The 25,413-nt window shown below is 59.6% G+C and carries 25 protein-coding genes; 14 read left to right on the forward strand and 11 right to left on the reverse strand.

The window, feature by feature from the left end:
- Positions 1-74: 74 nt before the first annotated feature.
- Positions 75-1,721 carry a malate dehydrogenase (quinone) gene (mqo, locus tag ACIP1X_RS07950; protein WP_053119292.1) on the reverse strand — a complete coding sequence of 549 codons (1,647 nt, stop codon included), beginning with the start codon at positions 1,719-1,721 and terminating at the stop codon, positions 75-77.
- An 802-nt stretch (positions 1,722-2,523) separates the two neighbouring features.
- On the opposite strand from mqo, the gene sodC reads away from it, so the two are divergent.
- The 3 genes from sodC (at position 2,524) to ACIP1X_RS07965 (ending at position 3,985) form a co-directional block, all read left to right on the forward strand.
- Positions 2,524-3,045 carry a superoxide dismutase family protein gene (sodC, locus tag ACIP1X_RS07955; protein ID WP_159812454.1) on the forward strand — a complete coding sequence of 174 codons (522 nt, stop codon included), beginning with the start codon at positions 2,524-2,526 and terminating at the stop codon, positions 3,043-3,045.
- Between the two features lie 143 nt (positions 3,046-3,188).
- Entirely contained in the window at positions 3,189-3,503 is a 315-nt protein-coding gene (locus ACIP1X_RS07960; protein ID WP_053119287.1) for a DUF2388 domain-containing protein, read from the forward strand.
- An 80-nt stretch (positions 3,504-3,583) separates the two neighbouring features.
- Entirely contained in the window at positions 3,584-3,985 is a 402-nt protein-coding gene (locus ACIP1X_RS07965) for a hypothetical protein (RefSeq protein WP_400750908.1), read from the forward strand.
- On the opposite strand, the gene ligD is transcribed toward ACIP1X_RS07965, so the two are convergent.
- Genes ligD through ACIP1X_RS07980 form a run of 3 tightly spaced genes read right to left on the reverse strand, consistent with a single transcriptional unit; the run spans position 3,986 to position 8,948 of the window.
- Positions 3,986-6,589: a DNA ligase D gene (gene ligD, locus ACIP1X_RS07970; protein WP_400750911.1), complete on the reverse strand. Its 2,604-nt coding sequence runs from the start codon at positions 6,587-6,589 to the stop codon at positions 3,986-3,988. It abuts the gene before it with no gap.
- A gap of 17 nt (positions 6,590-6,606) precedes the next feature.
- Complete coding sequence (locus ACIP1X_RS07975) at positions 6,607-7,560, reverse strand: methyltransferase (protein ID WP_400647710.1); 954 nt, start codon at positions 7,558-7,560, stop codon at positions 6,607-6,609.
- Positions 7,561-7,571: 11 nt separating this feature from the next.
- Positions 7,572-8,948, reverse strand: coding sequence for an iron-containing redox enzyme family protein (locus tag ACIP1X_RS07980; protein WP_400750913.1), 1,377 nt, complete (start codon positions 8,946-8,948; stop codon positions 7,572-7,574).
- A gap of 68 nt (positions 8,949-9,016) precedes the next feature.
- Here ACIP1X_RS07980 and ACIP1X_RS07985 point away from each other — a divergent pair, with 68 nt between their 5' ends.
- Complete coding sequence (locus ACIP1X_RS07985; protein WP_400750915.1) at positions 9,017-9,217, forward strand: hypothetical protein; 201 nt, start codon at positions 9,017-9,019, stop codon at positions 9,215-9,217.
- A gap of 157 nt (positions 9,218-9,374) precedes the next feature.
- Entirely contained in the window at positions 9,375-9,833 is a 459-nt protein-coding gene (locus tag ACIP1X_RS07990; RefSeq protein WP_400750918.1) for an REP-associated tyrosine transposase, read from the forward strand.
- 83 nt (positions 9,834-9,916) lie between these two features.
- On the opposite strand, the gene ACIP1X_RS07995 is transcribed toward ACIP1X_RS07990, so the two are convergent.
- Complete coding sequence (locus tag ACIP1X_RS07995; RefSeq protein WP_400750920.1) at positions 9,917-10,678, reverse strand: tellurite resistance TerB family protein; 762 nt, start codon at positions 10,676-10,678, stop codon at positions 9,917-9,919.
- Positions 10,679-10,938: 260 nt separating this feature from the next.
- Between ACIP1X_RS07995 and pcsA the strand changes: the two genes are divergently transcribed.
- Positions 10,939-11,661, forward strand: a complete 723-nt coding sequence (pcsA, locus tag ACIP1X_RS08000; RefSeq protein ID WP_053119275.1) for a phosphatidylcholine synthase — start codon at positions 10,939-10,941, stop codon at positions 11,659-11,661.
- 140 nt (positions 11,662-11,801) lie between these two features.
- Here pcsA and ACIP1X_RS08005 read toward each other — a convergent pair whose 3' ends face one another.
- Positions 11,802-12,614, reverse strand: coding sequence for a class I SAM-dependent methyltransferase (locus tag ACIP1X_RS08005; RefSeq protein ID WP_400647723.1), 813 nt, complete (start codon positions 12,612-12,614; stop codon positions 11,802-11,804).
- A 240-nt stretch (positions 12,615-12,854) separates the two neighbouring features.
- Here ACIP1X_RS08005 and ACIP1X_RS08010 point away from each other — a divergent pair, with 240 nt between their 5' ends.
- The 3 genes from ACIP1X_RS08010 (at position 12,855) to ACIP1X_RS08020 (ending at position 15,515) form a co-directional block, all read left to right on the forward strand.
- On the forward strand, positions 12,855-13,316 hold the full coding sequence (locus tag ACIP1X_RS08010) for a GNAT family N-acetyltransferase (RefSeq protein ID WP_400750923.1): 462 nt from the start codon (positions 12,855-12,857) through the stop codon (positions 13,314-13,316).
- 249 nt (positions 13,317-13,565) lie between these two features.
- Positions 13,566-14,612, forward strand: a complete 1,047-nt coding sequence (locus ACIP1X_RS08015; protein WP_212545986.1) for a class I SAM-dependent methyltransferase — start codon at positions 13,566-13,568, stop codon at positions 14,610-14,612.
- 60 nt (positions 14,613-14,672) lie between these two features.
- Positions 14,673-15,515: an NAD-dependent protein deacetylase gene (locus tag ACIP1X_RS08020; RefSeq protein WP_212545987.1), complete on the forward strand. Its 843-nt coding sequence runs from the start codon at positions 14,673-14,675 to the stop codon at positions 15,513-15,515.
- A 166-nt stretch (positions 15,516-15,681) separates the two neighbouring features.
- On the opposite strand, the gene ACIP1X_RS08025 is transcribed toward ACIP1X_RS08020, so the two are convergent.
- Positions 15,682-16,563 carry a LysR family transcriptional regulator gene (locus tag ACIP1X_RS08025; RefSeq protein WP_053119265.1) on the reverse strand — a complete coding sequence of 294 codons (882 nt, stop codon included), beginning with the start codon at positions 16,561-16,563 and terminating at the stop codon, positions 15,682-15,684.
- A 266-nt stretch (positions 16,564-16,829) separates the two neighbouring features.
- Here ACIP1X_RS08025 and ACIP1X_RS08030 point away from each other — a divergent pair, with 266 nt between their 5' ends.
- From ACIP1X_RS08030 to ACIP1X_RS08040, 3 genes are read left to right on the forward strand one after another with little or no spacing between them, the layout of a single operon-like run.
- Entirely contained in the window at positions 16,830-17,528 is a 699-nt protein-coding gene (locus ACIP1X_RS08030) for a CoA transferase subunit A (protein WP_400750927.1), read from the forward strand.
- Positions 17,529-17,552: 24 nt separating this feature from the next.
- Positions 17,553-18,218 (forward strand): CoA transferase subunit B, encoded by a 666-nt coding sequence (locus tag ACIP1X_RS08035; RefSeq protein WP_008082425.1) that lies wholly within the window; start codon positions 17,553-17,555, stop codon positions 18,216-18,218.
- Between the two features lie 11 nt (positions 18,219-18,229).
- Positions 18,230-19,411, forward strand: coding sequence for an acetyl-CoA C-acetyltransferase (locus ACIP1X_RS08040; RefSeq protein WP_400750930.1), 1,182 nt, complete (start codon positions 18,230-18,232; stop codon positions 19,409-19,411).
- 249 nt (positions 19,412-19,660) lie between these two features.
- Here the strand turns inward: ACIP1X_RS08040 and ACIP1X_RS08045 are convergent, their stop codons facing one another.
- Positions 19,661-20,980 (reverse strand): Nramp family divalent metal transporter, encoded by a 1,320-nt coding sequence (locus ACIP1X_RS08045; protein WP_400750933.1) that lies wholly within the window; start codon positions 20,978-20,980, stop codon positions 19,661-19,663.
- A 112-nt stretch (positions 20,981-21,092) separates the two neighbouring features.
- Positions 21,093-21,629 (reverse strand): chalcone isomerase family protein, encoded by a 537-nt coding sequence (locus ACIP1X_RS08050; RefSeq protein ID WP_400750936.1) that lies wholly within the window; start codon positions 21,627-21,629, stop codon positions 21,093-21,095.
- A 147-nt stretch (positions 21,630-21,776) separates the two neighbouring features.
- Here ACIP1X_RS08050 and ACIP1X_RS08055 point away from each other — a divergent pair, with 147 nt between their 5' ends.
- Positions 21,777-22,559 (forward strand): hypothetical protein, encoded by a 783-nt coding sequence (locus tag ACIP1X_RS08055; RefSeq protein WP_400750938.1) that lies wholly within the window; start codon positions 21,777-21,779, stop codon positions 22,557-22,559.
- 213 nt (positions 22,560-22,772) lie between these two features.
- Positions 22,773-23,336: a hypothetical protein gene (locus ACIP1X_RS08060; RefSeq protein WP_400750941.1), complete on the forward strand. Its 564-nt coding sequence runs from the start codon at positions 22,773-22,775 to the stop codon at positions 23,334-23,336.
- On the opposite strand, the gene ACIP1X_RS08065 is transcribed toward ACIP1X_RS08060, so the two are convergent.
- Positions 23,326-24,042 (reverse strand): alpha/beta hydrolase, encoded by a 717-nt coding sequence (locus ACIP1X_RS08065; protein ID WP_400647741.1) that lies wholly within the window; start codon positions 24,040-24,042, stop codon positions 23,326-23,328. The two genes, ACIP1X_RS08060 and ACIP1X_RS08065, sit on opposite strands and share 11 nt — an antisense overlap.
- Before the next feature lie 182 nt (positions 24,043-24,224).
- Complete coding sequence (locus tag ACIP1X_RS08070; RefSeq protein ID WP_400750943.1) at positions 24,225-25,337, reverse strand: succinylglutamate desuccinylase/aspartoacylase family protein; 1,113 nt, start codon at positions 25,335-25,337, stop codon at positions 24,225-24,227.
- Positions 25,338-25,413: the final 76 nt, after the last annotated feature.

Raw genomic sequence — 25,413 nt, forward strand, 5'->3', positions numbered from 1 at the left:
GAGGGATATCGAGGGATAAAAAAAAGCCCACTGACCGTCGCCGGTACAGTGGGCTTTGTGTGTCAGGAGTCTAATTACAGAGCCATGTCACGTGCAGCGTTTTCCTTCGGTGCTTCAGCTTTTTCAGCTGCAGGTGCAGCCGGAGCAGCAGCCTGACCGATCACTGGAGGCGTCGGCAGTTCGAGGATCTTGGCGGTGTAAGCCCACTCTTCGGCCACTTTCGCTGGATCGCTATTCAACTGAGTGCCGTAGCTTGGCACGATCTGGTGCAGCTTGGTTTGCCACTCTGGGCTAGCCACTTTGTCTTTGAAGACTTTCTGCAACACGCTCAGCATGATCGGTGCAGCGGTCGACGCGCCTGGCGATGCGCCCAGCAGGCCGGCGATGGAGCCGTCTTGTGCCGCAACGATTTCGGTGCCCAGTTTCAGCACGCCGCCAGCGGCTTCATCACGCTTGATGATTTGCACGCGTTGGCCGGCTTGCCACAGGCGCCAGTCTTCGGCTTTGGCGTTCGGGAAGTATTCCTTCAGCGCGTTCAGACGGTCTTCATCCGACAGCATCAGTTGGCCAGCGAGGTACTCGACCAGCGGGTATTCCTTGATGCCGACCTTGGTCATAGGCCAGATGTTGTGGGTGGTGGTGCTGGTCAGCAGATCCAGGTACGAGCCTTCTTTGAGGAACTTGGTGCTGAAGGTCGCAAATGGGCCAAACAGGATAACGCGCTTGCCGTCCAGAACACGGGTGTCCAGGTGTGGAACCGACATCGGTGGCGCGCCAACCGAAGCTTTACCGTAGGCCTTGGCCAGGTGCTGTTCAGCGATGGTCGGGTTATCGGTCACCAGGAACGAGCCGCCTACCGGGAAGCCAGCGTATTCCTTGGCTTCAGGAATGCCCGACTTCTGCAGCAAGTGCAGTGCACCGCCGCCCGCGCCGATGAACACGAACTTGGCGTCGGTTTCGGTTTTGCTGCCGTCTTTCAGGTTTTTGTAGCTGACGCGCCAAGTGCCATCGGCATTCTTGGTGATGTCCTGCACTTCGCTCGACAGTTTCAGATCGAAGTTAGGCTTGGTTTGCAGGTGGGCAGCGAACTGGCGGGTGATTTCGCCGAAGTTCATGTCGGTACCCAGCGGGCTCCAGGTGGCCGCGATTTTCTGGTTCGGGTCACGCCCTTCCATCATCAGCGGAACCCACTTCTTGATCACAGCCGGGTCTTCGGAGTACTGCATACCAGCGAACAGCGGGCTCGCTTGCAGGGCTTCGTAGCGCTTTTTGAGGAACTTGATGTTGTCATCACCCCACACAAAGCTCATGTGCGGCGTGGTGTTGATGAACGAGCGAGGGTTCTTCAGAACGCCTTGCTGAACCTGCCAGGCCCAGAACTGACGGGACACCTGGAACGCTTCGTTGATCTCGACAGCTTTCGGGATCGTCACGTTGCCTTTGTCATCTTCCGGGGTGTAGTTCAGCTCAGCCAGAGCAGAGTGACCGGTACCGGCGTTGTTCCAGCCGTTGGAGCTTTCGAGGGCGACGCCGTCGAGGCGCTCGACCATTTCCATCGACCAGCTTGGCTCCAGCTCATTGATCCACACACCCAGGGTGGTGCTCATGATGCCGCCGCCGATCAACAGCACGTCGACTTTCTTTGCTTCTTCAGCATTGGCGGACGACATCCCCATCGCCAAAGCCAGCCCCAGCAGAGCTGTGTTCACTTTCTTAAACATCCGTAGCACCTATGATAAAACGCCTTCCGCCCGTCGCTGTTATCAGCATGCGATCCGCTTTGGTGACGCTCAGGCTGGCGTCGCAGATTCCGGCACACTGCAATTTTGACGGGTGGGCACACAAGGCCGACGTACCGCATCGACCTCAGTTAATGTCCCTTCTGAACTGGTTTCTTATCATTATTGGCATCAGCTACTTGAGCGACAGGGATTCCGTCGGCTCGCCACGCGGCAAGCAGACTGAATTAGGTCAAACCAAGTTGGCGCGAAGAATATCACGTCAGGACAAACCCGCGCGTCTGTTCCCGACTTGATAGTCCTTTTGCGTTCAGGGACTTATCGGCTGGAGGGGGTTGAACATGAATCTTGGAGCGGGCATTTAAGTATTGGGGTGACTGGACTGACCTCTTCGCGAGCAAGCCCGCTCCCACAGGTTTCTGCGGTGTAAATGCAATATATGTAACACCATCAATCCCCATGTGGGAGCGGGCTTGCTCGCGAAGGCCTTCAGCAGATGGCAACAATCAGCAACACTAAACGCAGTTTGATCGACACCGTGGGTTTCTCCTTGGGGGACGCCGGTAAAGGCCTGTCAGTCCTGGAGTTAAGCCTATTTACGCCGGTCTGCCGCGCCAGAGCGTGTCGGCAGATGTCTGCGCGCAGGGCAACGGCGATAAAACTTTCAGTTTGAGCGGCAAGTCTCATTTTTCAACGCGCGCGGACAAGGCCTTCATCGCCGGTTAATGCCGGCAGGCTATTGAGTCCGTCGTTCTGAAAACTCATGCAGCACAAGGAAACGCTTATGAAACGCGCACTGTGGTTAGGCCTGCTCGGCACCTTCGCAATCGGCACTGCTCAGGCAGCGACGGAAAAAGTCGCGATCAATCTGGTCAGCGCCGACGGTGCACCGCAGGCGATCGGCTCGATTACCGTCAGTGAGACGCCGTATGGCCTGTTGTTTACTCCTGATCTGAAATCCCTGCCGGCCGGCGTGCACGGTTTTCACGTGCATGAAAACGGCAGTTGCGAGCCGGGCATGAAGGACGGCGTCAAAGGCGCGGCACTGGCAGCTGGCGGGCACTTCGATCCGCAGAAAACCGGCAAGCACCTCGGCCCCTACGCAGACGGCCATCTCGGTGACCTGCCGGCGGTATACGTAACCGCTGACGGTATCGCCAATTACCCGGTGCTGGCGCCGCGCCTGAAGAAAATCTCCGAGATCAAGGGCCACGCGCTGATGATCCACGCCGGTGGCGACAACCATTCCGACATGCCGAAACCACTGGGTGGTGGCGGTGATCGCATGGCCTGTGGCGTGATTTGATAGAACTCGCGTCAAGACCGGGCACCCGCCACGGCGTGCCCGCGTCTGCAGAATTAACGCCTCACGGAACTCCCGCCCTCCGCGCACCTCTCACATTATGCAGTCCTTCCCTTTTTGCTTAGCGCTTGTGGAGGAACCCCGTCATGCGCAAGTTATTGCTCGTTTCTTCTTTACTCTTATGCCTGCCCGTCGGCTCCGCTATGGCCAAGGTCGATGCGGGGGATGTGGCCACTTCGGCCGGCGTTTCCGCTTCGCTGTATTCGACCTTCAAGGATCACAAAATGGTGATCCCGGCGCGTGACGACTTGTCTGCCTTTGTCGCCAGCGGCGGAGCCATTCGCGGGGTTTATCTTGAGTCGGTATTGCAACAGGTTCGTCAGGAAAATCCCGGCATCAATGCCAGCGATGAAGACCTCGCCAACGCGATTCTGGTGCATTACGAAGGCCTGAATCAGTAACCGGCACGGAGCAAGCAGCCGATGGATGGCCGCTGACGGCGCATAGGCAAAACTGTCCAACGGCCTCTATGATGGAGGCCATGATGACGACTGCGCCTTTGCGCTCCCCCTGCCCACCCGGCGCCTGCGATTGCGGGCGTGACCCGTTGCTGGACACACCCGGCGCGGATTTGCGCATTCTGCGCCTGACCCGCGAGGAAGAAAAAGTCCTGCTCGCGCGTCTCGAAAAACTGAAAAACCTCGACGACCTTCGGCACCTGCAAAAACGCATGTTCGAGCAGTTGGGCATTCGCGTTGACGTCTCACCGGGTTTTCACGAAGTGCGCACCATGCTCGGCATCGAGATCGAAATCGACGCGCTGCCGGGCCTGTGCCGCAAGACGCGCAAGTCGATTCCAACGGCGATTCGACGGGGCCTGAACAACAACCCCGAAATCGCTTTTGAATTGCTTAACGCCCACGACTTGCTGCGCGACACCTGATCACTTTTTCATGCCGACTCGTTTGCACATCTCGGCGGTGATGCTCTGCCGGGTTTTCTTCATGTCAGCCCACGGCTCATCGCCAACCTCGGCCAACCGTTCGTAGACGTTATGCACGTTCCATTGATTGCCGCCCTTGATCTCCCCAACCTCTTCACGAAACAGCGGTACCGACACCGGCAGCCCTTCGCGCGTACGCGCCGAGTAAGTGCAGATGGTGGTGGCGCCGAGGCCGTTGCGCAGGTAGTCGATGAAGATACGCCCGACACGGTTTTTCGGCCCGGACACCGCCGAAAATCGATCCGGCAACAGTTTGGCCATATGGCTGACAATCGCGTGGCTGAAATCCTTCACTTCATCCCAGCCGAGCTTGCGCGTGATCGGCACCACCAAGTGAATACCCTTGCCGCCACTGGTTTTCAGAAACGCTTTCAAGCCGAGTTCATCGAGCACGGTCAAGGTCAGCGCGGTGGCTTCGACCATGCTCTTCCACGGCAGCGCGGGATCAGGGTCGAGGTCGAGCACGAAGCGATCGGGTTTATCCAGATCCACCGTGGTTGCGTTCCAGGTGTGCAACTCGACGGTGCTCATCTGCACCGCGCCGATCAGTGCTTCGGCGTTGTTGATCAGCATCACCGGTTGACCGGTGACGTCTTTGTCCAGCGTGCTGATGCCGGGGATCGCCAGGCGCTCAGCGTTCTTCTGGAAGAACAGTTCACCCGCAATGCCATCCGGCGCGCGCACCAACGCCACCGGGCGATCCTTGAGTTGCGGCAGAATCCATTCGGCAACGCTGGCGTAGTACTCGGCCAGTTGCATTTTGGTCGTGCCGCTGACCGCGTCGATCACTCGATCCGGGTGGGTGATGCGAACCTTGCCGTTGGCCAGACCGAGTTGCGACGGCGCAGTCTCAGCCTTTTCCGCGGGCACTTTTTTCGCCGGTTTTTTCGCAGGGCTTTTCGCTGCGGATTTCGTCTCTGACTTCTTCACCGGTTTCGCTCGCTCCTCAGTAATGTCCTTGGCCGGTTTGTCATCGCGCAAACCATGGAACACGGCGTGGCGCACCGAGCCGTCCTTGGTCATTTCAGCGAAGGCGATTTCGGCCAGCAATTTCGGTTTGAGCCAGTGCACGCCTTTGGCCTCGAAACCGCTCGGCGGATTGACCACGGCAGCCTTCTTCACCTGCAACGGTTTCAGTTGCGCCAGAATGCTTTTCAGCGTCGCTTCGTTGAAGCCCGTGCCAACCTTGCCGGCGTAGCGCAACTCGCCGCTGTCACGATCATGCAGACCCAACAGCAACGCTCCGAAGGCACTGCGCGAACCTTTCGGATCGGTGTAGCCGACGACGACAAATTCCTGCCGATGCTTGCACTTCAGTTTGATCCAGTCACCGCTGCGTCGCGACACATAAGGCGAGCCAAGGCGTTTGCCGATCAGGCCTTCCATCTGCATCTGACAAGCGCTGTTGAGCAATGCATCCGGGGTTTCGTCGAAGGCTTCGGAATAGCGCAGCAGCGGATTTTTCTGCGCGCCGAGGATCGTCGCTAGCGCGGCTCGACGCTCTTCAACCGGCACCTCACGCAAGTCGACGCCGTTGAGATACGGCAGATCAAACAGGTAGTAGAGAATGTTGCCGCTGCGCCCAGCCTCGAAAGCATTTTGCAGCGCCTGAAAATCCGGCACGCCATGTTCGTTGGCGACGACCATTTCGCCGTCCAGCCAGGCCGATTCCAGACCCAGCGCGGCCAAGGCTTCGGCCTGTTGCGGCAACTTGTGCGTCCAATCGTGGCCGTTACGGGTGAACAGTTGCACCTGGTCGTGATCGATCCGCGCCATGATCCGGTAGCCATCGAATTTGATTTCGTAGCTCCACTGCCCTTCGGGCGCGCTGTCGACCAATGTGGCCAATTCGGGTTTGAGCTGCGCCGGCAGCTTGGCTTTATGCGCGCCCGTCAGCGTGCCGGTGGCTTTTTTGCGCGATTTGGCGGCGGGTTTCTTCACCGGTCTGCTTTGTTCGGCGGCGAGTTTCGGTTTGTCGACGAGGGTGCGTTCGCTCAACACGCTGTCCGGCTCAGCGACTAGCACGTCGTAATCATCCTGAGGCCGCGCGGCGCTGTCCTGATGTTTGATCAGGAACCACTGCTCCTTTTTACCCGGCATGTGCGTGCGCACCAGATTCCAGATCCCGCCGAGTTTCTCGCCTTGCAGCTCGAACTTTAGCTTGCCTTTGGCGTAGGCCTGTTGCGGATCCTCCTGCGGGATCCACACGCCACGATCCCAGACAATCACATCGCCCGCGCCGTAATGGCCTTCGGGAATGCTGCCCTCGAAGGTCGCGTAATCCAGCGGATGATCCTCGACGTGCACTGCCAGGCGCTTGACCTTGGGATCCAGCGACGGCCCCTTCGGCACTGCCCAACTCTTCAACGCGCCGTCGAGTTCCAGGCGAAAGTCATAATGCAGGTGCGAAGCGTCGTGCTTCTGGATGCAGAACTGCAAGGCGTGCTCGGCGGCGGTTTTGCGGCCGGAGCGTTTGACTGCCGCCGGTTCCGAGGTTGCCGAGAAATCGCGCATGCGGTTGTAGTCGTCGAGGTTCCTGTTCATCGTGCACCTGCCTGATTTCAGCCCATTCGGGTGACGGTCAGCGCCACCACGGCGATTCGGTCAACCCGTTGATATCCGGGGTTCAGCAGCTCTTCGCCAAAGACATCCGGATCGATTTCACGGTACGTCCAGGCGAAGCGTTTTTCATCAAGTCGCGGCAGCACCGTGTCGAGGAATGGATCACGGCCATCGACCATCGCCACGCCGGTATAGAGCAGCAGCGAACCACCGGGAGCCAGCCGATTTAGCGCTTGCTCGACGATCCGTAGTGACAGTCCCGCGCCGAGTGTTCCGCCACCGTGGCGATAGGCGCGCTCCGCCGGATCCGCCATGTACGGCGGGTTGGCGACGATCAGATCGAACTCGCCATCGACGCCTTGCAACAGATCACTGGCGTGAACTTCAACGTTGGCGACTTCCGCCAGCGCCGCGTTAATTGCAGTCAGGCGCAGCGCGGCGGGGTTGATATCCAACGCCAGGACTTGCGCCTCGCGACGGGCTCGGGCGATCACGATCGCACCGACGCCCGCGCCACAACCGATGTCGACCGCGCGATGGATCGGAGCGAAGTTCTGTTGCAGATGAGCGTGGATCATCTGGGCGAAACGGTAAGTATCCGGGCCGAAGAACACCGAGTCCGCCGCGTCGGTCGGGAACGCCGAATGCACGAACAACAAATCATCCAGGCTCGACCAGCGCACGCGACTTTTCAGCTGGCCTTCGTAGGTGTCGATGACTTGCGCCTCCTGTAACTGGCGCTGTTCGTCGGCGGAGAGCAAACCGGGTTCGAACGGCCGCGACCAGCCAAACACATCACGCAGGCTGTCAGCCATTTGCCCTTCGTCGCGCTGATTAACGCGCTGATGCGTCAGCGGCGTCGGGGTGATGAAACGGTAGCCATCGGCCTGAAGGCGCCGGCCCAGCTGCAGCAGCGCCAGATCATGGCTGCTGAATTGTTCTTCCTGACTCATTGAAAATTTCCTTACGGCTGGCGTGATTTGAGTTCGATGAATCGTCGGGTCGCGAGCAACCCGGCCGGGTGTGCATGGCGATCCGGGGCGAGCCACGGAATCAACGTCGCGATTTGCGTGAGACCGTCCTGACCTTGCAACGCCACGTTCAGTTGCTGCACATCGGGATCCTGCTCGGGCACCGCGATCGATGCCGCCGTTTGAGGCCGGCGCCGAGCGACTTTCGGCTTTTCCGAAGATTTCCAATCGCCGGCAATCCAGTCATGCACCAGTTGTTTTTCATAAGCGTTGAACACGCCGAACATCGCCGCACCATCGCCCGCGATCAGTTGCCAAAAGCGGCTGTTCTGCGGGTCTTCGTTGCGTTTGATCCAGCCTTTGTCCTGCAGCGCTTGCATGAAGCAGGGCAATTGCTCAGGTGTCGACAGCCATTGATTGACGGTCTGGCCTTCAAAGCGGCAGTAGTCGGAATGCATGTGCTGGCCGAACGGCCGCTTGCGCTCAAGCATCGCCAACAATTCACGCTCAAGGTCGAAGTTTTCGATGATCGCGCGACTGCCCTGCCCCAGATCATTAAGGCGATAACCGAGCGATACACGACGCAGAAAATCGGCGCGATCAGCCTCCAGTGGCAACAGGTCGAGCACCGCCTGCACGGCTTTTTGCGCGTGGCCGGTGCTGGCGTTGTCGATGGTCACGTGCAGAGTGAAATAGTAGGGATCGATGCCCAGCTCGCTGAGTTCGTAACTAGTGATCAGCAGGTGCAATGGCAGTTGCTCGTAACCCAGGTTGTAGCCGATCACTTCTGGCAAGCAATCGACACCGGCGATGCCAAGCGCCAGTTGCAACGCGCCTTGCAGATAGTGTTCATCGGCGATCGCGGCGCTGTCCTGCAAGTCGTGTTCGGCAAGGAGTTTGCGGTAGATCACCACATGGTTTTGCGCGGGGTTGCCGTCGCCGAGTTCTTCCAGATAGGTGGTGAGCAAACCGGCGAAACGCGGATCCTGCCACTGCGCCAGCAAGCCATACAGCCACGCGCCGTCGACCAGTTTGGTCGGCGCCACTGCTTGCAGAAAGTACAGCGCCTGCGCTTTGCAGGTGAAGAATTGCCGAGGCCCGCCGGCCTTGCGTTGTTGCAGATACTCGGCGTACTGCTGCGCGACATCGGTGCAATGTTCGGCCACCCAGGCGTGCCACGTCGTCGGGTCTTGCGGCAGGGTATCCGGGAGTTGCCCGGCGTTTTGCAGTTGCTCCTGCAGGAATGACTGCGCCAACGCCTGCGGATTTTCATCCTTGAGCAACGCGTCATAAATGCAGCGAATATTCCCGGCAGGATTGATCGCCTGCGGCTGGGCAGGCGTGGAATGCAGGCGTGTCAGGACGGTCATGGCAGTTTTCTCGGTCAATTGACAGGACGCTGTTCACGCGCCTCTACAGCAGCAGAGGCGTCGCGCCTGTGAAAAATTCAATCGACGTGAAAATTGCCCGGACGGACGGCCCTTTCGAGGCGTTTGCAGCCAATGAATCTCCTTCAACATCTGAAACTGATGAAACTGATGAAACCGCTGAAACCGCTGAAACCGCTGAAACTGCCGAAACTGCCGAAACTATCTGTAGGAGCTGCCGAAGGCTGCGATCTTTTGATTTTGTTTTTTAGGATCAAAAGATCGCAGCCTTCGGCAGCTCCTACATGGGCAAACATCGTATTACGGGGTTAGATCGTGTAATGGGGTTACATCGTGCAACGGGTTGGATTCGCGTTTGGGCGAGGGATGGCTAGGGTTCAAAGACGATGATTTTTGGAGGGCAAAGGAATGCCTGTTGCGGCAAAAGGATGTGGATTGAGGAAGGGGCGGTATTCGGAGTCAGGGCAGGTTTATCTGTTAACGGTGGTGGTTGATCAGCGCCGGCCGGTGTTTGCCGATTTTTCATTCGGACGATTGTTGGTTGAACAACTACGCTTGGCAGAAGAATCAGGATCGGTTCAATCACTAGCATGGATCGTCATGCCGGATCACTTGCATTGGCTGGTTGAGCTGAAACAAGGTTCATTGGCGCAACTCATATGCCGCGTCAAATCGCGGAGTTGTCGGTCGATCAATCTCAGACGGGGCAGTCAGGGGCGGCTGTGGCAGCGCGGGTATTACGATCGGGCATTGCGGCGGGATGAGGATTTGAAAGCGGCTGCGCGGTATATCGTGGTGAACCCTTTGCGGGCCGGGTTGGTTGCGCGGTTGGGGGGTTATCCGTTGTGGGATGCGGTTTGGGTTTGAAAATCCAGATCAAAAGATCGCAGCCTTCGGCAGCTCCTACAGGGACAAATACACCCAATGTGCTGCGATCTTTTGACGCTGGCTTACGCCTGCCCTTTGGCCTGTTGCTCGAGATGCACCTGCAAATCCGGATCGATCTGCAATGCTGCTGCCAGTTCATCCAGATAGCTGCGTTCGGCATCCTGCTGGTCATCCACCAGCAACACGCTGGACAAATACATTTCGGCCGCGATGGCGGGGTCACCGTTTGCCGACTGCGCAACTTCACTGGCGTCCAGCGGTTTGGCGACTTCGGCGTCGAGCCATTGCTGCAATTGTGGATCGTCGGTGTGCTTGCCGATTTCTGCGCTGATCAGGTGTTTTTCCGATTCATCGATACGCCCGTCGGCCTTGGCCGCTGCGATCAAGGCGCGCAGCACCGCGTGGCTGTGTTCTTCGACGTCCGGGCCGGCGAGCAGGTTGGCCGTTTGTGGAATCTGTTGTGGCGCCGCGCTGGCCTGGCTGCGTTGCCAGGCTTGATACGCCTGGTACGCCATCATCCCCAGCGATGCCAGTGCCGCGTAATTGGTGCCGCCGCCGGAACGACTTTGCGTGCCGCCACCCAAGGCGCCGCCCAACCCACCACCGCCAGCCGCACCACCTCCGAGCAGTCCACCGAGCAAACCGCCCAGTCCACCGAGGCCTCCCGCCGATCCACCAGCGCTGGCCGCGCCCGAGCCGCCACCAAGCAGACCACCCAGCAAGCCCCCTAGCCCGCCCAGACCGCCACCGGCCGGGGCGTTACTTTGTTGTCCCGCCGAGGCTTGGCCTCGCAGCAGTTGTTCGAGTAAATCAGTGGTGTTCATGGCGTCATCCTCAGACATTGGCAGTGACTGCGTCTGGCAACTCTAGACCCCTGCGGCCATTGCGCCAGCACCGTTTGGCCGACACTCAAGGCCCTCGCCGGTTTGTCCCGGGAATTTTTCCATCGGCCAGCTAAGATTCAAGGGTGGTGAACCTTATCCCGGCCAGACCGGTCGATAGCTGCAACCCCGACCCGGTTTGCCGGCGCCCTTGCCACTCAAGGGTGATACCCGGCTTGCTTCACTTTCTGGAGAACGCCCCCGTGATATCGACCGTACACATCGCCAGGCTCAAAGCATGGGGCGCCCATGGTTTTACCGCGACCGGCGTGGTCACTGCTTTTCTTGCCACCCTCGCCCTGCTGGAAAACCAGCCGACCCACTGCCTGATGTGGCTGGGCGTGGCGCTGATCGTCGACGGCCTCGACGGCGCCCTCGCGCGCAAGGTTAATGTGCAATCGGTGCTGCCGAGTTTCGACGGCTCGATCCTTGATCTGGTGATCGATTACCTGACCTACGTGTTTATCCCGGCGCTGTTCATCTATCGCTACATCCCGCTGCCGGATTACACCCTGCTGCTGACTGTGTCGCTGATTCTGGTGTCGTCACTGTTCTGCTTCTGCAACGTCAATATGAAGAGCAAGGACAACTACTTTGTCGGGTTTCCGGCAGCGTGGAATGTGGTTGCATTGTGTTTGTACATCATCGGCCCTGGGCCTTGGATCACGTTTTTGACGGTGATCGGGCTGGCGCTGTTGACGGTGACTCGGATGAAGTTTTTGCATCCGTTCCGTGTGCGCCGGTTTATGCCGATCAACATTGCGGTGACGGCGATCTGGCTGCTGTGCAGCTTGTCGCTGGTGCTCAATCACCCGGTGATCAACCCGTTGGTGATGGGGTTGTGGTTGCTGATGTCGGCGTACTTTCTGGGGATCTGCATTTGGCGCACGGCGCTGGAATGGTTTGATCGGGCGCATCAGAAGTAGCACCTTAAACCCAACACCAAACCCTGTGGGAGCGAGCCTGCTCGCGAAAGCGATATGTCAGCAAAGAACTATTTAACTGACAGTCCGCTTTCGCGAGCAGGCTCGCTCCCACATGGCCTGCGTTGATCTAACAAATAAGTCTAGCGTTTGCTGATCACCACCTCCAGATACTCACTCGGCACAACCAGCGAACCCTCTCCTGCTCGATTCATACGATTGAGCAAATCCGCCAGATCACTTTCCAGCGCCTGCCCACTCTCCGGCGGCAGCGCGGCGAACGCCTTGTGCACCGGCCCGTACCAGTGCCGGAAGATATCGATGAAGTGTGCCGCCGAGCGATAGCGGAAATTGAACTCGCGGCGTGTTACCTGCACGACAAAATCATGATCATCGAAATGCTCATGCAGCCACGCTTCCGTGCCCCAGTTCGACGGTGGCTGGGCGATCGCTGGGGGCGGCAGATGCCGGCCGAGGGTTTTGAACATCTGGCCGACGAAACCTTCCGGCGTCCAGTTGGCCAGGCCGATCCGTCCACCTCGGCGACAGACCCGACCCAGCTCAGCGGCCGCTTTGTCCTGATCCGGCGCAAACATCACGCCGAACGTCGACAGCACTGCGTCGTAACTCTCATCTTCGAACGGCAGATCCTCAGCGTCAGCGACTTGGAAGGTCACGTCGAGATGTTCGGCGCGCGCCCGATCCTGTCCACGTTCCAGCAGCGCTGCGACGTAATCGGTGGACGTCACCAATGCGCCACGCCGCGCCGCCGCCAGCGTGGCATTGCCGTTGCCGGCCGCGACGTCCAGCACCTCTTCATCGCAACGCAGATCACAGGCTTCGGCGAGGTTTTCCCCGACGATTTGCAGGGTGGTGCCGATCACGGCGTAGTCGCCACTGGCCCAGGCGACCTTCTGGCGTTCTTTCAAGGCAGTCAGATCAATCGGTGCAGTCATGAATTCGAGCTCCGCTGCGTTCTTGTTATGGACATGGGTAACCGGGCCGGCAGTGACCCCGCTCAATCACTATCGCGCCGCGTCTGCCTGGCGTCCCGGCCAATCGTCCGGCAACCCGTCAAAACCGCTGCTTTGCCGATGAATGGTGGAAATCTGTAAAGCCGCTGCAACAGCCTCGGGATTGCCAGCGGCGGTGGATTGGTTTTTGATGCACGACCGCCTCTGGAACGGACTCGACCGATGTCACTGCAAATCGATTGGCTCGCACATCACATGCAACACAGCGACCGCTATGCCGAATGGATTCATCAGCAATTTCACTACGAATATGCGCATCAACCACTGGCCGATTGGCAGCGTGAATTTGCTCAAGGGCAAAGCAACGGTGAATGGTCGTGCCTGATTGCTCTGGACGGCGAACGGCTGGTCGGCGGCGCGGCGTTGGCCCGCGATGATCTGGCCCATCGGCCGGATCTCGGCCCGTGGCTGGCCTGTGTTTTCGTCAGCCCCGAGGCGCGCGGGCAAGGCTTGGCAGAGCGTTTGATTGACGGGATTTGTCAGGAGGCGAAGGACTGCGGGTTTGCGCGCTTGTACCTGCACACGCAATCCAAGCAGGACTACTACGCCAAACGCGGCTGGCAAGTGATGGAACGCTTCCGCGCGTGGGACAGTGAACACGCGCTGATGGCCCGCGACCTCTAAAACACACCCCTTCCCCTGTAGGAGCTGACGAGTGAAACGAGGCTGCGATCTTTTGATCTTAAAAATCAGCATCAAAATCAAAAGATCGCAGCCTCGTTTCACTCGACAGCTCCTACACTCATTTATACCCAGTCGAGGGGGCCGCAGGGCGCAGCGAACGCCCTGCCCGAATCCCCGACCACCGCCCGGTGGCGCATGCCTCGACCGTCAACGCCGCCGGACTGTGATCCTGTTTCAGGAGCACACACAATGGACGAGGCCCGACTCAACGACTTCATGGGCAAACTGGTCAACGACATGGGCGGCGCGGCGATGCTGGCCAATGTCATCGTCGGCGAAGAGCTCGGGTTGTACCGGGCGATGGCCGACAGCCAACCAATCAGCCCCGAAGCCCTCGCCGCAAAAACCACCTGCAACCCGCGTCTGGTGCGCGAATGGCTCAGCGCCCACGCGGCGTCCGGCTACATGGAGCACCTCGACGGCCAATTCCGCTTGCCGGAAGAACAGGCACTGGCGCTGGCCGTGGAGGATTCGCCGGTATACGTCGCCGGCGGACTGGGCGTGGTGGCGTCGTTTTTCCACGACAAAGACAAACTGGTCAAAGCCATGCGCGGCAACGGCGCCCTGCCCTGGGGCGATCACCATCCGTGCATGTTCACCGGCACCGAACGGTTCTTTCGGCCTGGCTATAAGGGTCACCTGATCGCCGAGTGGTTGCCGGCACTGGATGGCGTGGTCGCCAAACTGGAGGCCGGCGCCAAAGTTGCTGATGTCGGCTGCGGACACGGCGCCTCGACGGTGATCATGGCGCAGGCGTTTCCCAATTCTCGTTTTGTCGGTTTCGACTACCACGCGCCGTCGATTACCGTCGCCACTCAGCGCGCTGAAGAAGGTGGCGTCAGCAGTCGGGCGACGTTTTTTCAGGGCACCGCGAAAAGTTATCCGGGCAATGACTATGACCTGATCTGCTATTTCGACTGCCTGCACGACATGGGCGACCCGGTCGGTGCTGCGCGGCATGCCTACGATTCGTTGAAGGATGACGGCACGGTGCTGCTGGTCGAGCCATTCGCCAACGATACGCTGGACGACAACATCAATCCGGTCGGGCGGTTGTTTTACGCGGCGTCGACGTTCATTTGCACGCCGAATTCGTTGTCGCAGGAGGTGGGTTTGGGTCTCGGTGCGCAGGCTGGGGAATTGCGTTTGCGCAAAGTATTTACCGAGGCAGGTTTCAAGCATTTTCGCCGCGCCACACAGACACCGTTCAACCTGATACTGGAGGCGCGTAAATAACCCGGCCAGAAAAGTCAGTGCTAACCTGCATGTCATCCTCCAGCCTTCGGAGCGCTTGCCATGCTCGACAGCCCGACCCGCGAACACCTCGACACGCTGCAACAGGCGATGGCCGATGGCGATTTTCTGGTACTGACCGGCGCCGGCATCAGCACGCCTTCGGGCATCCCCGATTACCGCGACAGCGACGGCGTGCGTCGGGGTCGGCAGCCGATGATGTATCAGGAGTTCCTCGCTGCGCCGGAATCACGCCGCCGCTACTGGGCGCGGGCGATGCTGGGTTGGCCGCGAGTGCGTCAGGCGCGGCCGAATCCTGCGCATGAGGCCTTGGCCACGTTGCAGAGCCACGGGCGAATCAGCGGACTGATCACGCAAAACGTCGACACCCTGCACGATCAGGCCGGCAGTCACGATGTCATCGAACTGCACGGCAGCCTGCACCGAGTGTTGTGTCTGGATTGCGCCCAGCGCAGCGAACGCGATGCCATTCAGCAGGTGATGGAAGCGCAGAACCCGTACCTGGCCGGCGTCGATGCGGTACAGGCACCCGATGGCGATACCCTGCTCGACCCGGCGTTCGAAGCACGCTTTCAATCGCCGCGCTGCCCGCATTGCGACAGCGAACGGCTGAAACCGGATGTGGTGTTTTTCGGCGAAAACGTCGCGGCACATACGGCGGCACGGGCGATGGCCGCAGCGGAAAGTGCTGCGGGTTTGTTGGTGGTGGGTTCGTCGTTGATGGCGTATTCGGCGTTTCGCTTGTGCCGGGTGATCGCGGATCGGGGCAAGCCGTTGATTGCGATTAACCTGGGCAAAACGCGGGCGGATGATTTGCTCGATCTGAAAATCGAAGCGTCTTGCGAACAGGTTTTGCCCCTGCTTACACAAAACCTGACTCCCTGACACCGCATTTCCCCCTGTGTGCGGGCTTGCTCGCGAAAGCGTCCTGTCAGCCAAAATCCCCTTCACTGACACACCCCTGTAGGAGCTGCCGAAGGCTGCGATCTTTTGATTTTGTCTTAAAGATCAAAAGATCGCAGCCTTCGGCAGCTCCTACACGGGATGCGTTTCAGGCATAGTTTTCCTGTTGGAGAATATCGAACAACGCCTGCGCCGCCGCCGAGCGTTCATTCCCCGGTTCCGTCAGCACACCAATCGCCCGCTCAACCGAATCAATCAACGTCAGGCAATGCGCACCCAGTTCCTGCATCTGCTCGGCACACAACGCCGGCACCGCGCTCACTCCCAACCCACTGGCCACCATGCGGCCCACCGTCGCCAGTTGATGACTCTCAAACTCCACCGGCAATTTCATCCCGCGCGCCTGCAAGTGCTCTTCAAGCATCACCCGCACCGTCGACGGCCGCTGCAAGGTAATGAACGGCTCCTGCAACAATGTCTGCCAATCGATCTCGGTACGCCCGGCCAGCGGCGAATCCTTCGGCACCACGGCGACGAAGCGATCCATATACAGCGGCGTGAACGTCATCGAGGTGTTCTGCATCGGCTCGAACGCTACACCCAACTCGACCTGACGATCACGCACCATCTCCAGCACTTGCTCGTTGATCACGTCGTTGACCGTGACGTTGACGTTCGGATATCGCGCACGAAACGTCTTGAGGATCGGCGGCAGCAAGTTGCCGGCAAACGACGGCATCGCCGCCAGCGTCACGCGCCCGCGTTGCAGGCTGAAGCGCTGGCGCATTTCGTCTTCGGCGTTGTCCCAGTCGGCGATCAGCCGTCGCGCCAGTGGCAGCAGCGATTCACCCTCCGGGGTCAGCGCGACGTTGCGGGTGTTGCGGCTGAACAGGCGCCCGCCCAAACCTTCTTCCAAGGCCTTGATGGTCAGGCTCAACGCCGATTGCGACAGGTGCAGCCGCTCGCAGGCCACCGCGAAACTGAGGCTCTGCGCCACGGCGAGAAAGGCGCGGATCTGCTTAATGGTCATAATAAAACCTCTGAGCATGAAGCCTGATGCATGATCGTTCCCTCGCTCCGCGTGGGAATGCAGCCCGTGACGCTCTGCGTCACTGGACGCGGAGCGTCCATGGAGGCGCTACCACGCGGAGCGTGGGAACGATCAGCCATAACGTGGCGATTATTGAGCTTTATCAATCAATCATCCTTAAAAATCAACTTAACAAATATATCTCCCAGCGCGACACTCCAACCATTCGGCTAGCCAGCCGCCCGCAAATAATAAAAGAGGTGCATATGGCAGGTTTCGACAAGCGCGTGAATTCCTACGAGGAAGCCCTGGCCGGGCTTGAGGACGGCATGACCGTCATCGCCGGCGGCTTTGGTCTGTGCGGCATTCCGGAAAACCTGATCGCCGAGATCAAACGCAAGGGCACCCGCGACCTCACCGTCGTTTCCAATAACTGCGGCGTCGACGGTTTCGGCCTCGGCGTGCTGCTCACCGATCGCCAGATCAGCAAAGTGATCGCCTCCTACGTCGGCGAAAACAAGCTGTTCGAAGAGCAACTGCTCAAAGGCGAAATCGAAGTCATCCTGACCCCGCAAGGCACCCTCGCTGAAAAAATGCGCGCGGGCGGCGCCGGCATTCCGGCCTTCTTCACCGCCACGGGAGTCGGCACTCCAGTTGCCGATGGCAAGGAAGTGCGTGAGTTCAAGGGTCGCAAGTACCTGATGGAAGAGTCCATCACCGGCGACTTCGCCATCGTCAAAGGCTGGAAAGCCGACCATTTCGGTAACGTCGTTTACCGTCACACCGCGCAGAACTTCAACCCGCTGGCCGCCACCGCCGGCAAGATCACCGTGGTTGAAGTCGAAGAAATCGTCGAACCCGGCGAGCTGGATCCGACGCAGATTCACACCCCGGGCATCTACGTCGATCGGGTCATTTGCGGCACGTTCGAAAAACGCATCGAACAGCGCACCATCCGCAAATAATTCAGGCTGACGGAGAATAACAACATGGCACTTTCCCGCGAACAAATGGCTCAGCGCGTCGCCCGCGAAATGCAGGACGGCTTTTACGTGAACCTCGGCATCGGCATTCCGACCCTGGTCGCCAACTACATTCCTGAAGGCATGGAAGTCATGCTGCAATCGGAAAACGGCCTGCTCGGCATGGGCCCGTTTCCGACTGAAGAAACCATCGACGCCGACATGATCAACGCCGGCAAACAGACCGTGACGGCACGCATCGGCGCGTCGATTTTCAACTCCGCCGAATCCTTCGCGATGATCCGCGGTGGCCACGTCGACCTGACCGTGCTCGGCGCGTTCGAAGTCGACGTCGAGGGCAACATCGCTTCGTGGATGATCCCCGGCAAACTGGTCAAGGGCATGGGCGGCGCGATGGATCTGGTGGCGGGCGCCGACAACATCATCGTGATCATGACCCACGCATCGAAAGATGGTGAGTCCAAGCTGCTGTCCAAATGCAGCCTGCCGCTGACCGGCGCCGGCTGCATCAAGCGCGTACTGACCGACCTCGCCTATCTGGAAATCGAAAATGGCGCTTTTGTCCTCAAGGAACGCGCACCTGGCGTCAGCGTTGAGGAAATCGTCGCCAAAACCGCTGGTAAACTGATCGTCCCGGATCACGTACCGGAAATGCAGTTCGCTGCCGAGTGAGGAATTCGAAAATGCAAGACGTCGTCATTGTTGCCGCCACGCGTACCGCGATCGGCAGTTTCCAGGGTGCCCTGGCCAGCGTTTCTGCGGTGGATCTGGGCGCGGCGGTGATCCGCCAGTTGCTCGAACAAACCGGTCTGGACGGTGCGCAGGTTGATGAAGTGATCATGGGCCAGGTGTTGACCGCCGGCGCAGGTCAAAACCCCGCGCGTCAGTCGGCGATCAAGGCTGGCCTGCCACACGCGGTACCGGCGCTGACCCTGAACAAAGTCTGCGGTTCGGGCCTCAAAGCCCTGCACCTCGGCGCGCAAGCGATCCGTTGCGGCGACGCGGACGTGATCATCGCCGGCGGCCAGGAAAACATGAGCCTGTCCAACTATGTAATTCCGGGCGCCCGCACCGGTCTGCGCATGGGCCACGCGCAAATCGTCGACACCATGATCAGCGATGGTCTGTGGGATGCGTTCAACGATTACCACATGGGCATCACTGCCGAGAACCTCGTCGACAAGTACGAGATCAGCCGCGAGCAGCAGGACGCCTTTGCTGCCGCTTCCCAGCAAAAAGCTGCCGCCGCCATTGAGGCCGGTCGCTTTGTCGATGAAATCACGCCGATCCTGATTCCACAGCGCAAAGGCGATCCGCTGGCGTTCAAGGTCGACGAGCAGCCACGCGGCGACACCACCGCTGAATCGCTGGCGAAACTGCGTCCGGCGTTCAAAAAGGACGGCAGCGTTACCGCCGGCAACGCTTCGTCGCTGAACGACGGTGCTGCCGCTGTGATCCTGATGAGCGCGGAAAAAGCCAAAGCCTTGGGTTTGCCAGTACTGGCGAAAATCGCTGCTTACGCCAACGCAGGTGTAGACCCGGCGATCATGGGCATCGGCCCGGTATCGGCGACTCGCCGCTGCCTGGACAAGGCTGGCTGGAACATCGACCAGCTCGACCTGATCGAGGCCAACGAAGCGTTCGCTGCACAGTCGCTGGCGGTGGCCAAGGATCTGCAATGGGATCTGAGCAAGGTCAACGTCAACGGCGGTGCCATCGCGCTGGGTCACCCGATCGGCGCATCGGGCTGCCGCGTGCTGGTGACGCTGCTGCATGAAATGATCAAGCGTGATGCGAAAAAGGGTCTGGCGACCTTGTGCATTGGCGGCGGTCAAGGCGTGGCGCTGGCGCTGGAACGCGTGTAAGCAAGAGTTCAACGGCAGGCGGCGGATCCACGACATCCGTTGGTTGCTGGCAACAAAAAACCCGGTGCAGCTTTGGTTGCACCGGGTCTTTTTTTGTCTGGATTTTATACGCTGACCTTGAAGGCCCCTTCGCGAGCAAGCCCGCTCCCACAGGGTTGGTGGGTGTACACAATATTTGTGAATAACACCAACCACTGTGGGAGCGGGCTTGCTCGCGAAAGGGCCAGGCCAGCCACTACAAATTTCTGATCAGCCAGCCAATTGCAGAATCAACCAGGCATTCGCGCCACTGATCACCACAAACACTCCCCACGCCAACACCCTTGTCGGCCACCGATTCACAAACGGCCCCATCAGCTGTTTGTCATTGGTCATGCGAATCAGCGGATACAGCGCAAACGGCAGCTGCAAACTCAGCACCACCTGACTCATCACCAACAGTTTCCCCACCGCGTTATCGCCCATCAACCACACGCCAATAAACGCCGGAATCAGCGCCAGCCCGCGCGTGATCAAGCGCCGCTGCCAGCACGGAATCCGCAGATTGAGATAACCCTCCATGATCACCTGCCCGGCGATGGTGCCGGTGAAGGTTGAACTCTGCCCGGACGCCAGCAACGCCACGCCGAACAGCACACTGGCCAGCGCGCCACCGACCAGCGGGTCGAGCAAGTGATAGGCGTCCTGAATGTCGACCACGTCGGTATGTCCGGACTGGTGAAACGCCGCTGCCGCGAGAATCAGAATCGCCGCGTTGACCAGCAACGCCAGCGCCAGCGAACCAATGGTGTCGATGCGCGCCAGTTTCACCGCGTCCTGCTTGCTCGCCAGATCCTTGCCGATCATCCGCGTCTGCACGATCGAGGTGTGCAGGTAGAGGTTATGCGGCATCACCGTCGCGCCGAGTATGCCGATCGCCAGGTACAGCGGCGCTGCATCACTGATCGCCGACAGCGACGGTTTGAAGCCTTGGAAAACGTCAGGCCAGTACGGTTTGATCAGCACCAGCTCCACGAAGAAACACACGCCAATGGTCGCAACCAGCACCAGCATGATCGCTTCCAGTCGGCGAAATCCACGGTTCTGCAGGGCCAGCACCAGCAGCGTGTCGAACGCGGTCAGGGCGATGCCGAAGGTCAGCGAACAACCGAGCAGCAGGTGAAACGCCAGTGCGCATCCGAGCACTTCGGCGAGGTCGGTGGCGATGATAGAAATCTCCGCCAATATCCACTGCAAGCGTGCGGTCGGCGTGCTGTAGCGTTCGCGGGACAATTGCGCCAGATCGCGGCCGGTGGCGATGCCCAGCCGCGAACACAAACATTGCACAACCATGCCCGCCAGACTCGCCAGCAACACCACGAACAACAGGCTGTAGCCGAAGCGCGAACCGGCTTCGATCGCAGTCGCCCAGTTGCCCGGATCCATGTAGCCGATCGACACCAATAGACCGGGGCCGGCGAAACGCAGTACGCGTTTGAAGAAGGGGGCGTTGAGGTCGACCGCGACACTGCCGGCCACTTCCGGCGGGCAAAACGGCGCGGTGGCGATTTTGGGCACACTGAATTTCACGCACACATCCAGAAACAAGTCGGAAAGACGCAGCTTAGACGTTTCAGCGGTTACGTTGAAGATCAAAAGATCGCAGCCTGCGGCAGCTCCTACAGGTGCGATCTTTTGATCTTCATCGACTCACGCCCAACAATTGCTCGCGCAATTCGGGACTGCGTGTGCGCGGATCCAGCCAGATGTCGAAAAACGCCCGGGCGAACTGCGGATCATCGACCTCATGCTGCAACTGTTGCCCGACAAAAAACCGCGCGCCCTGCCCCGGCAAGTACACACCGGTGATCCGCGTGCCGGCCTGCACATCGACGAAGGATTGCTGCATCTGAATCTGCCAACCGGCAAGCTGTGCAGGGCTGACGCTGGGCCCTCCGAGACGTTTGATTTCGTCGACACTGGCTTTGACCAAGTCATCCCGAGAGATGGTGCGGCGGTAGATCAGTTCCAGCGCGAAGGGCTGACCGTCCGCCAGCGGTCGCGCGGCACTCCACAATCGCGCGTTGTAGACATCGAAACCGAACACACTGAAATCACCGGTGCCGATGATTTGCGCACCGGGCACGGCGTCCTGCCAATTGGCCCAGGTCGGCGTGAGCAACAAGGCCCACAAGCCTATGCCGCAGCATCCACGTAACACCTTCGGTGTCCTGTTCATCGCGGCATCGACTCCGGCAAGCCCTGATAGTCAGAGCATAGTCGGCTATCCAGCAAGGCACTTTGTATACAATTTTTGTACAACGATGCAGCAATCCGCGTTCGTCGATGCTAACGTGAGCGTCTCTCACTCGACGGAGCCACCTGCGTGCTGATCCTCAAACTGCTGCTGATTCCCGGTTTTCTCTTGCTGATTTCTTTGGCGGGCAAGCGCTGGGGGCCGAGCGTGGCCGGGTGGCTGTCGGGGTTGCCGGTGGTGGTCGGGCCGATACTGTTTTTCCTCGCCATCGAACAGGGGCCGCAATTTGCCGCACATTCGGCGGTGGCGGCGTTGTCGGCAATGTTCGCGATGATCGCTTTCTGCATTACCTATGCGCAGGTCGCGCAACGGGCGAACTGGCCATGGGCGCTGGCGATATCGATGACGGTCTGGGCTGTGTTGGCGCTGGTGCTGTCGCTGATTCCACCGTCGCTGCCGTTTTCGGTGGTGGCCGCAGCGGTTGCCCTGCTCGCCTCGCCTTATCTGTTTCCGGATGTGCAACCAGTGCTGAAGGGTACGGCACCGAAGTCGGACAAATTGATCTGGCGGATGATCGCTGGCGCGGCGTTGACGCTGGTGGTGACGATGCTTGCCAGCACCGTCGGTGAACGCTGGAGCGGTTTGCTCGCGGTGTTCCCGGTGCTTGGCAGTGTGATGGCGGTGTTTTCCCAGCAGACGCGCGGGCCGGCGTTTACAGCGGCATTGCTGCGCGCGACGGCAACGGGGATGTATTCGTTTTCGGCGTTTTGTCTGGTGTCGGCGCTGACGTTGCCGAGCATGGGCTTGAGTGGGTTTGCGGTGGGTGTGGCGGTTTCGGTGGCGATGCTTGGAGTTACCCGCAAGCTGCTGGCAAAACAGCCTCCTTCTAAAACTCCCCAACCTCAAAGTTGAAACTGTCCCTGTGGTGAGGGGATTTATCCCCGTTCGGCTGCGCTGCAGTCGTAAAAAAGATGGGCGCGCTGCGCACGCCAGCGGGGATAAATCCCCTCGCCACAAGGTGCATACCCGACCTCAGGAGGCGGGTTCAGACGAGCCGGGCTGGAGTGCCAGGCCTCTGCATGGGATGATCGCCCGCCTAAGCGCGACCATCCCTTGGAGATTCGAATGTCACTGTTGAGCAAAAAAGCCGTTGTCCTTTTACTCGCGGCAGTCGCCGGCCTCGGCGCCATCAACGCTCAAGCGGCCAAGGCCAAAGAAACCGCCAGCGCTGAGAAAGTCTCGATGCTCGATGGCAAGTTCACCTTCGTCCTGCCCAAAGGCTTCGTGGCCGACCCGTTGCCGACCAGCCCGACGGGCGCCAAGGGCACGATGTACACCAACCAGGCCACGAAAACCGTGGTCATCGCCGCCGAAAACCTGATTCCCGAAGGCAACAACGTCAAGGACAACGACAGCGCGTTCCTCGACGGCACCGTGTCGGACTTCATCGACGCTCAGCGTAAGGCGCTGCCGGACTTCAACAAGCTCAGCGAGAAAAGTCTGACGCAGAAAGGCACCGGCCTCGGCCTGCGTCAGGTCGACAGCACCGCCACTCAAGGCGGCGGCCAGACCCTCAACACCACGTTGATGGCCGGCTCCGGCACGCACATGGCGCTGGTTCAGGTGATTTCCCGGGTCAGCGACAAGGCCGGCCACGACAAGCTGATCAAGACCATCCTCAAGGATTGAGCTGCTGCAACCAGCCGTTCAGATCCCGCAGTTCGGCCGCACTGATGCTGTGGCCAACGCCGGGATAGGCATGGAATTGCGGTTTGTAGTCGAGCTTCTCCAGCATGGCTTTGGCTTCGGTGCCGTCGTGGTACGGCACGCGATCATCGGCAGTACCGTGGCCGATGAAGATGCTCAGCGGCAGCGGTTGTTGTTCGGCCTTTAGCTCGGTTTTTAACACCGGCAACAAGCGCCCGCTCAACGCCGCGATACCGCCAACAGCTGCCGGCGGTCGCAAGCCCACTTCGTAGGTCATCATCGCGCCCTGACTGAAACCGATCAGGTACACCTTGTCCGGGGTGGTATGATATTTCTTCGCCGCTTGCGCGACAAAATCCCGCAGTTTCTGGCCGCTGACCTTCAGATCATCGGTCTCGCCGTTGTAGGCACCTTCGCCTTTCTTGCGAAACCATTGATAACGTCCTTCGCCCAACGACAACGGAGCCTGCACTGACAGGTAGTTGTACTGCGCTGGCAATTGGAATTTCATGCCGATCAGATCGGCTTCGTTACTGCCGTAACCGTGCAGGAAAATCACCAGCGGACGCGGCTCGGCGTCAGCGTGAACCTGTTCGATGTACTTGAGCGGCAGATCGGATTGCAGCGTGGTTTGAGCCTGAACGGCGGTGGACGCCAAGAGAGTCAACAGAGCAAACGCCTTCAACATAGAGCCTTCCTTCACAGAGTGTCGGGTTCGGGGGGGAGCCTAACATTCCTCGGTGAGGGATCGAAATTCAGTGGTGTTGTTGATGGCGCCTTCGCGGGCAAGCCCGCTCCCACAGGGGTACGCATTCCAAATGTGGGAGCGGGCTTGCTCGCGAAAGGGCCCCTGAATCCAGCGAAGATCCCTCAGTCGTTAGTCAGCTTCCCGGTACGAAACGCTACCCGCCCCGCCACTTTCGCCTGCCAAATCCCAGGCTCCGTATAACGCCCGCGATCAATCGCAAACAACACGCCACTGGTGCCGGCGCATACGGTGGTCACGCGATCCTGCAACGGATCCACCACCTCAAACAGCGCATCGCCCTTCTCCACCCATTCACCCGCATTGCGCAGGAAACTCACCACACCGTGATGCGGCGCAAACAGATATTCGGTGCCTTCAAACGGCAGGCCTTCGCAACACTCGCTCGGCGCGGCCGGCCATTCGCCGCTGATGAAACCCTGCTCGGCAAGGAAACCCAGAATCGCCTCGCAATTGGCTTGGGCCTGGTCGACGCGGGTGTCGCCCATGCTGCCCAGCTCCAGCGTGGTCGCAAGGTTCGCAGCGGGAATCGCCGCGTCCGGGAAGGCCCGGGCCAAACGCAGCCAAGGTGTCGAACATGATTCGTCGAAAGAGCTGCCGCCGGAGTCCTCACACAACAACGCCACCCCCGCCTTCAACCGTGCGGCCAACGATTGCCACTGCGGCCAGTGTTGCGGCAACGCATATAGGTGAATCGCAGCATCAAAATCACAATGCAGATCGAGGGTGATGTCGGCATCGCAAGCATGACGCAGCAGCAAGCGATGCATCGCTTCCAATTGCGAAGCCGGGGCTGGCAGCTCATCGAACACCTGAAGCATCGTCTGACGGATCAGCGCGACGTTGGCCTCGGCATCGGCGCCAAGACGCTCGCCGATCATCGCCGCGACCGGCGCGCTCAGTTCAACGAACGCGCGGTTGAAATTCTTGCCGCTGCCCAGTTCGAAGCGGCCCATGTGAGCACCTTGCAGATGCTGGTCGAGCCCGATCGGGTTGGCCACCGGTACCAGTTCGATCACGCCTTGCAGTCGACCTTCTTGCTCAAGTTGGTTGAGACGTTGCTTGAGTTCCCACGCGGTGCGCATGCCCGGCAGTTCATCGGCGTGCAGGCTGGCCTGGATGTACACCTTGCGGGTGCCGGCGCCGTAGCGAAACACGCTGAGGGAGCGCTCGCTGCCCAAGTGGCTCCAGGGCAGAACATGGTCGATGCGTTGCATGGGTAACTCCTGAATATTTGAACGGCGAAAATCCCCTGTGGGAGCGGGCTTGCTCGCGAAGGCGGTGTATCAGACA

It is taken from the genome of Pseudomonas sp. NPDC088885 (genome assembly GCF_044750025.1).
GTDB classification, from domain to species: Bacteria; Pseudomonadota; Gammaproteobacteria; order Pseudomonadales; family Pseudomonadaceae; genus Aquipseudomonas; species Aquipseudomonas rustica.

Excerpts from the sequence above, each read along its gene's own strand:
- ACIP1X_RS08035 (WP_008082425.1), top strand. The coding sequence starts at position 17,553 with ATGGCACTTTCCCGCGAACAAATGGCTCAGCGCGTCGCCCGCGAAATG.
- ACIP1X_RS08065 (WP_400647741.1), bottom strand. The coding sequence starts at position 24,042 with ATGTTGAAGGCGTTTGCTCTGTTGACTCTCTTGGCGTCCACCGCCGTT.
- mqo (WP_053119292.1), bottom strand. The coding sequence starts at position 1,721 with ATGTTTAAGAAAGTGAACACAGCTCTGCTGGGGCTGGCTTTGGCGATG.
- ACIP1X_RS07980 (WP_400750913.1), bottom strand. The coding sequence starts at position 8,948 with ATGACCGTCCTGACACGCCTGCATTCCACGCCTGCCCAGCCGCAGGCG.
- ACIP1X_RS08070 (WP_400750943.1), bottom strand. The coding sequence starts at position 25,337 with ATGCAACGCATCGACCATGTTCTGCCCTGGAGCCACTTGGGCAGCGAG.
- ACIP1X_RS08030 (WP_400750927.1), top strand. The coding sequence starts at position 16,830 with ATGGCAGGTTTCGACAAGCGCGTGAATTCCTACGAGGAAGCCCTGGCC.
- ACIP1X_RS08020 (WP_212545987.1), top strand. The coding sequence starts at position 14,673 with ATGCTCGACAGCCCGACCCGCGAACACCTCGACACGCTGCAACAGGCG.
- ACIP1X_RS08040 (WP_400750930.1), top strand. The coding sequence starts at position 18,230 with ATGCAAGACGTCGTCATTGTTGCCGCCACGCGTACCGCGATCGGCAGT.
- ACIP1X_RS08015 (WP_212545986.1), top strand. The coding sequence starts at position 13,566 with ATGGACGAGGCCCGACTCAACGACTTCATGGGCAAACTGGTCAACGAC.
- ACIP1X_RS08025 (WP_053119265.1), bottom strand. The coding sequence starts at position 16,563 with ATGACCATTAAGCAGATCCGCGCCTTTCTCGCCGTGGCGCAGAGCCTC.
- ACIP1X_RS07995 (WP_400750920.1), bottom strand. The coding sequence starts at position 10,678 with ATGAACACCACTGATTTACTCGAACAACTGCTGCGAGGCCAAGCCTCG.
- ACIP1X_RS07960 (WP_053119287.1), top strand. The coding sequence starts at position 3,189 with ATGCGCAAGTTATTGCTCGTTTCTTCTTTACTCTTATGCCTGCCCGTC.
- ligD (WP_400750911.1), bottom strand. The coding sequence starts at position 6,589 with ATGAACAGGAACCTCGACGACTACAACCGCATGCGCGATTTCTCGGCA.
- ACIP1X_RS08060 (WP_400750941.1), top strand. The coding sequence starts at position 22,773 with ATGTCACTGTTGAGCAAAAAAGCCGTTGTCCTTTTACTCGCGGCAGTC.
- ACIP1X_RS08010 (WP_400750923.1), top strand. The coding sequence starts at position 12,855 with ATGTCACTGCAAATCGATTGGCTCGCACATCACATGCAACACAGCGAC.
- ACIP1X_RS08050 (WP_400750936.1), bottom strand. The coding sequence starts at position 21,629 with ATGAACAGGACACCGAAGGTGTTACGTGGATGCTGCGGCATAGGCTTG.
- ACIP1X_RS07990 (WP_400750918.1), top strand. The coding sequence starts at position 9,375 with ATGCCTGTTGCGGCAAAAGGATGTGGATTGAGGAAGGGGCGGTATTCG.
- ACIP1X_RS08005 (WP_400647723.1), bottom strand. The coding sequence starts at position 12,614 with ATGACTGCACCGATTGATCTGACTGCCTTGAAAGAACGCCAGAAGGTC.
- ACIP1X_RS07975 (WP_400647710.1), bottom strand. The coding sequence starts at position 7,560 with ATGAGTCAGGAAGAACAATTCAGCAGCCATGATCTGGCGCTGCTGCAG.
- sodC (WP_159812454.1), top strand. The coding sequence starts at position 2,524 with ATGAAACGCGCACTGTGGTTAGGCCTGCTCGGCACCTTCGCAATCGGC.
- ACIP1X_RS07965 (WP_400750908.1), top strand. The coding sequence starts at position 3,584 with ATGATGACGACTGCGCCTTTGCGCTCCCCCTGCCCACCCGGCGCCTGC.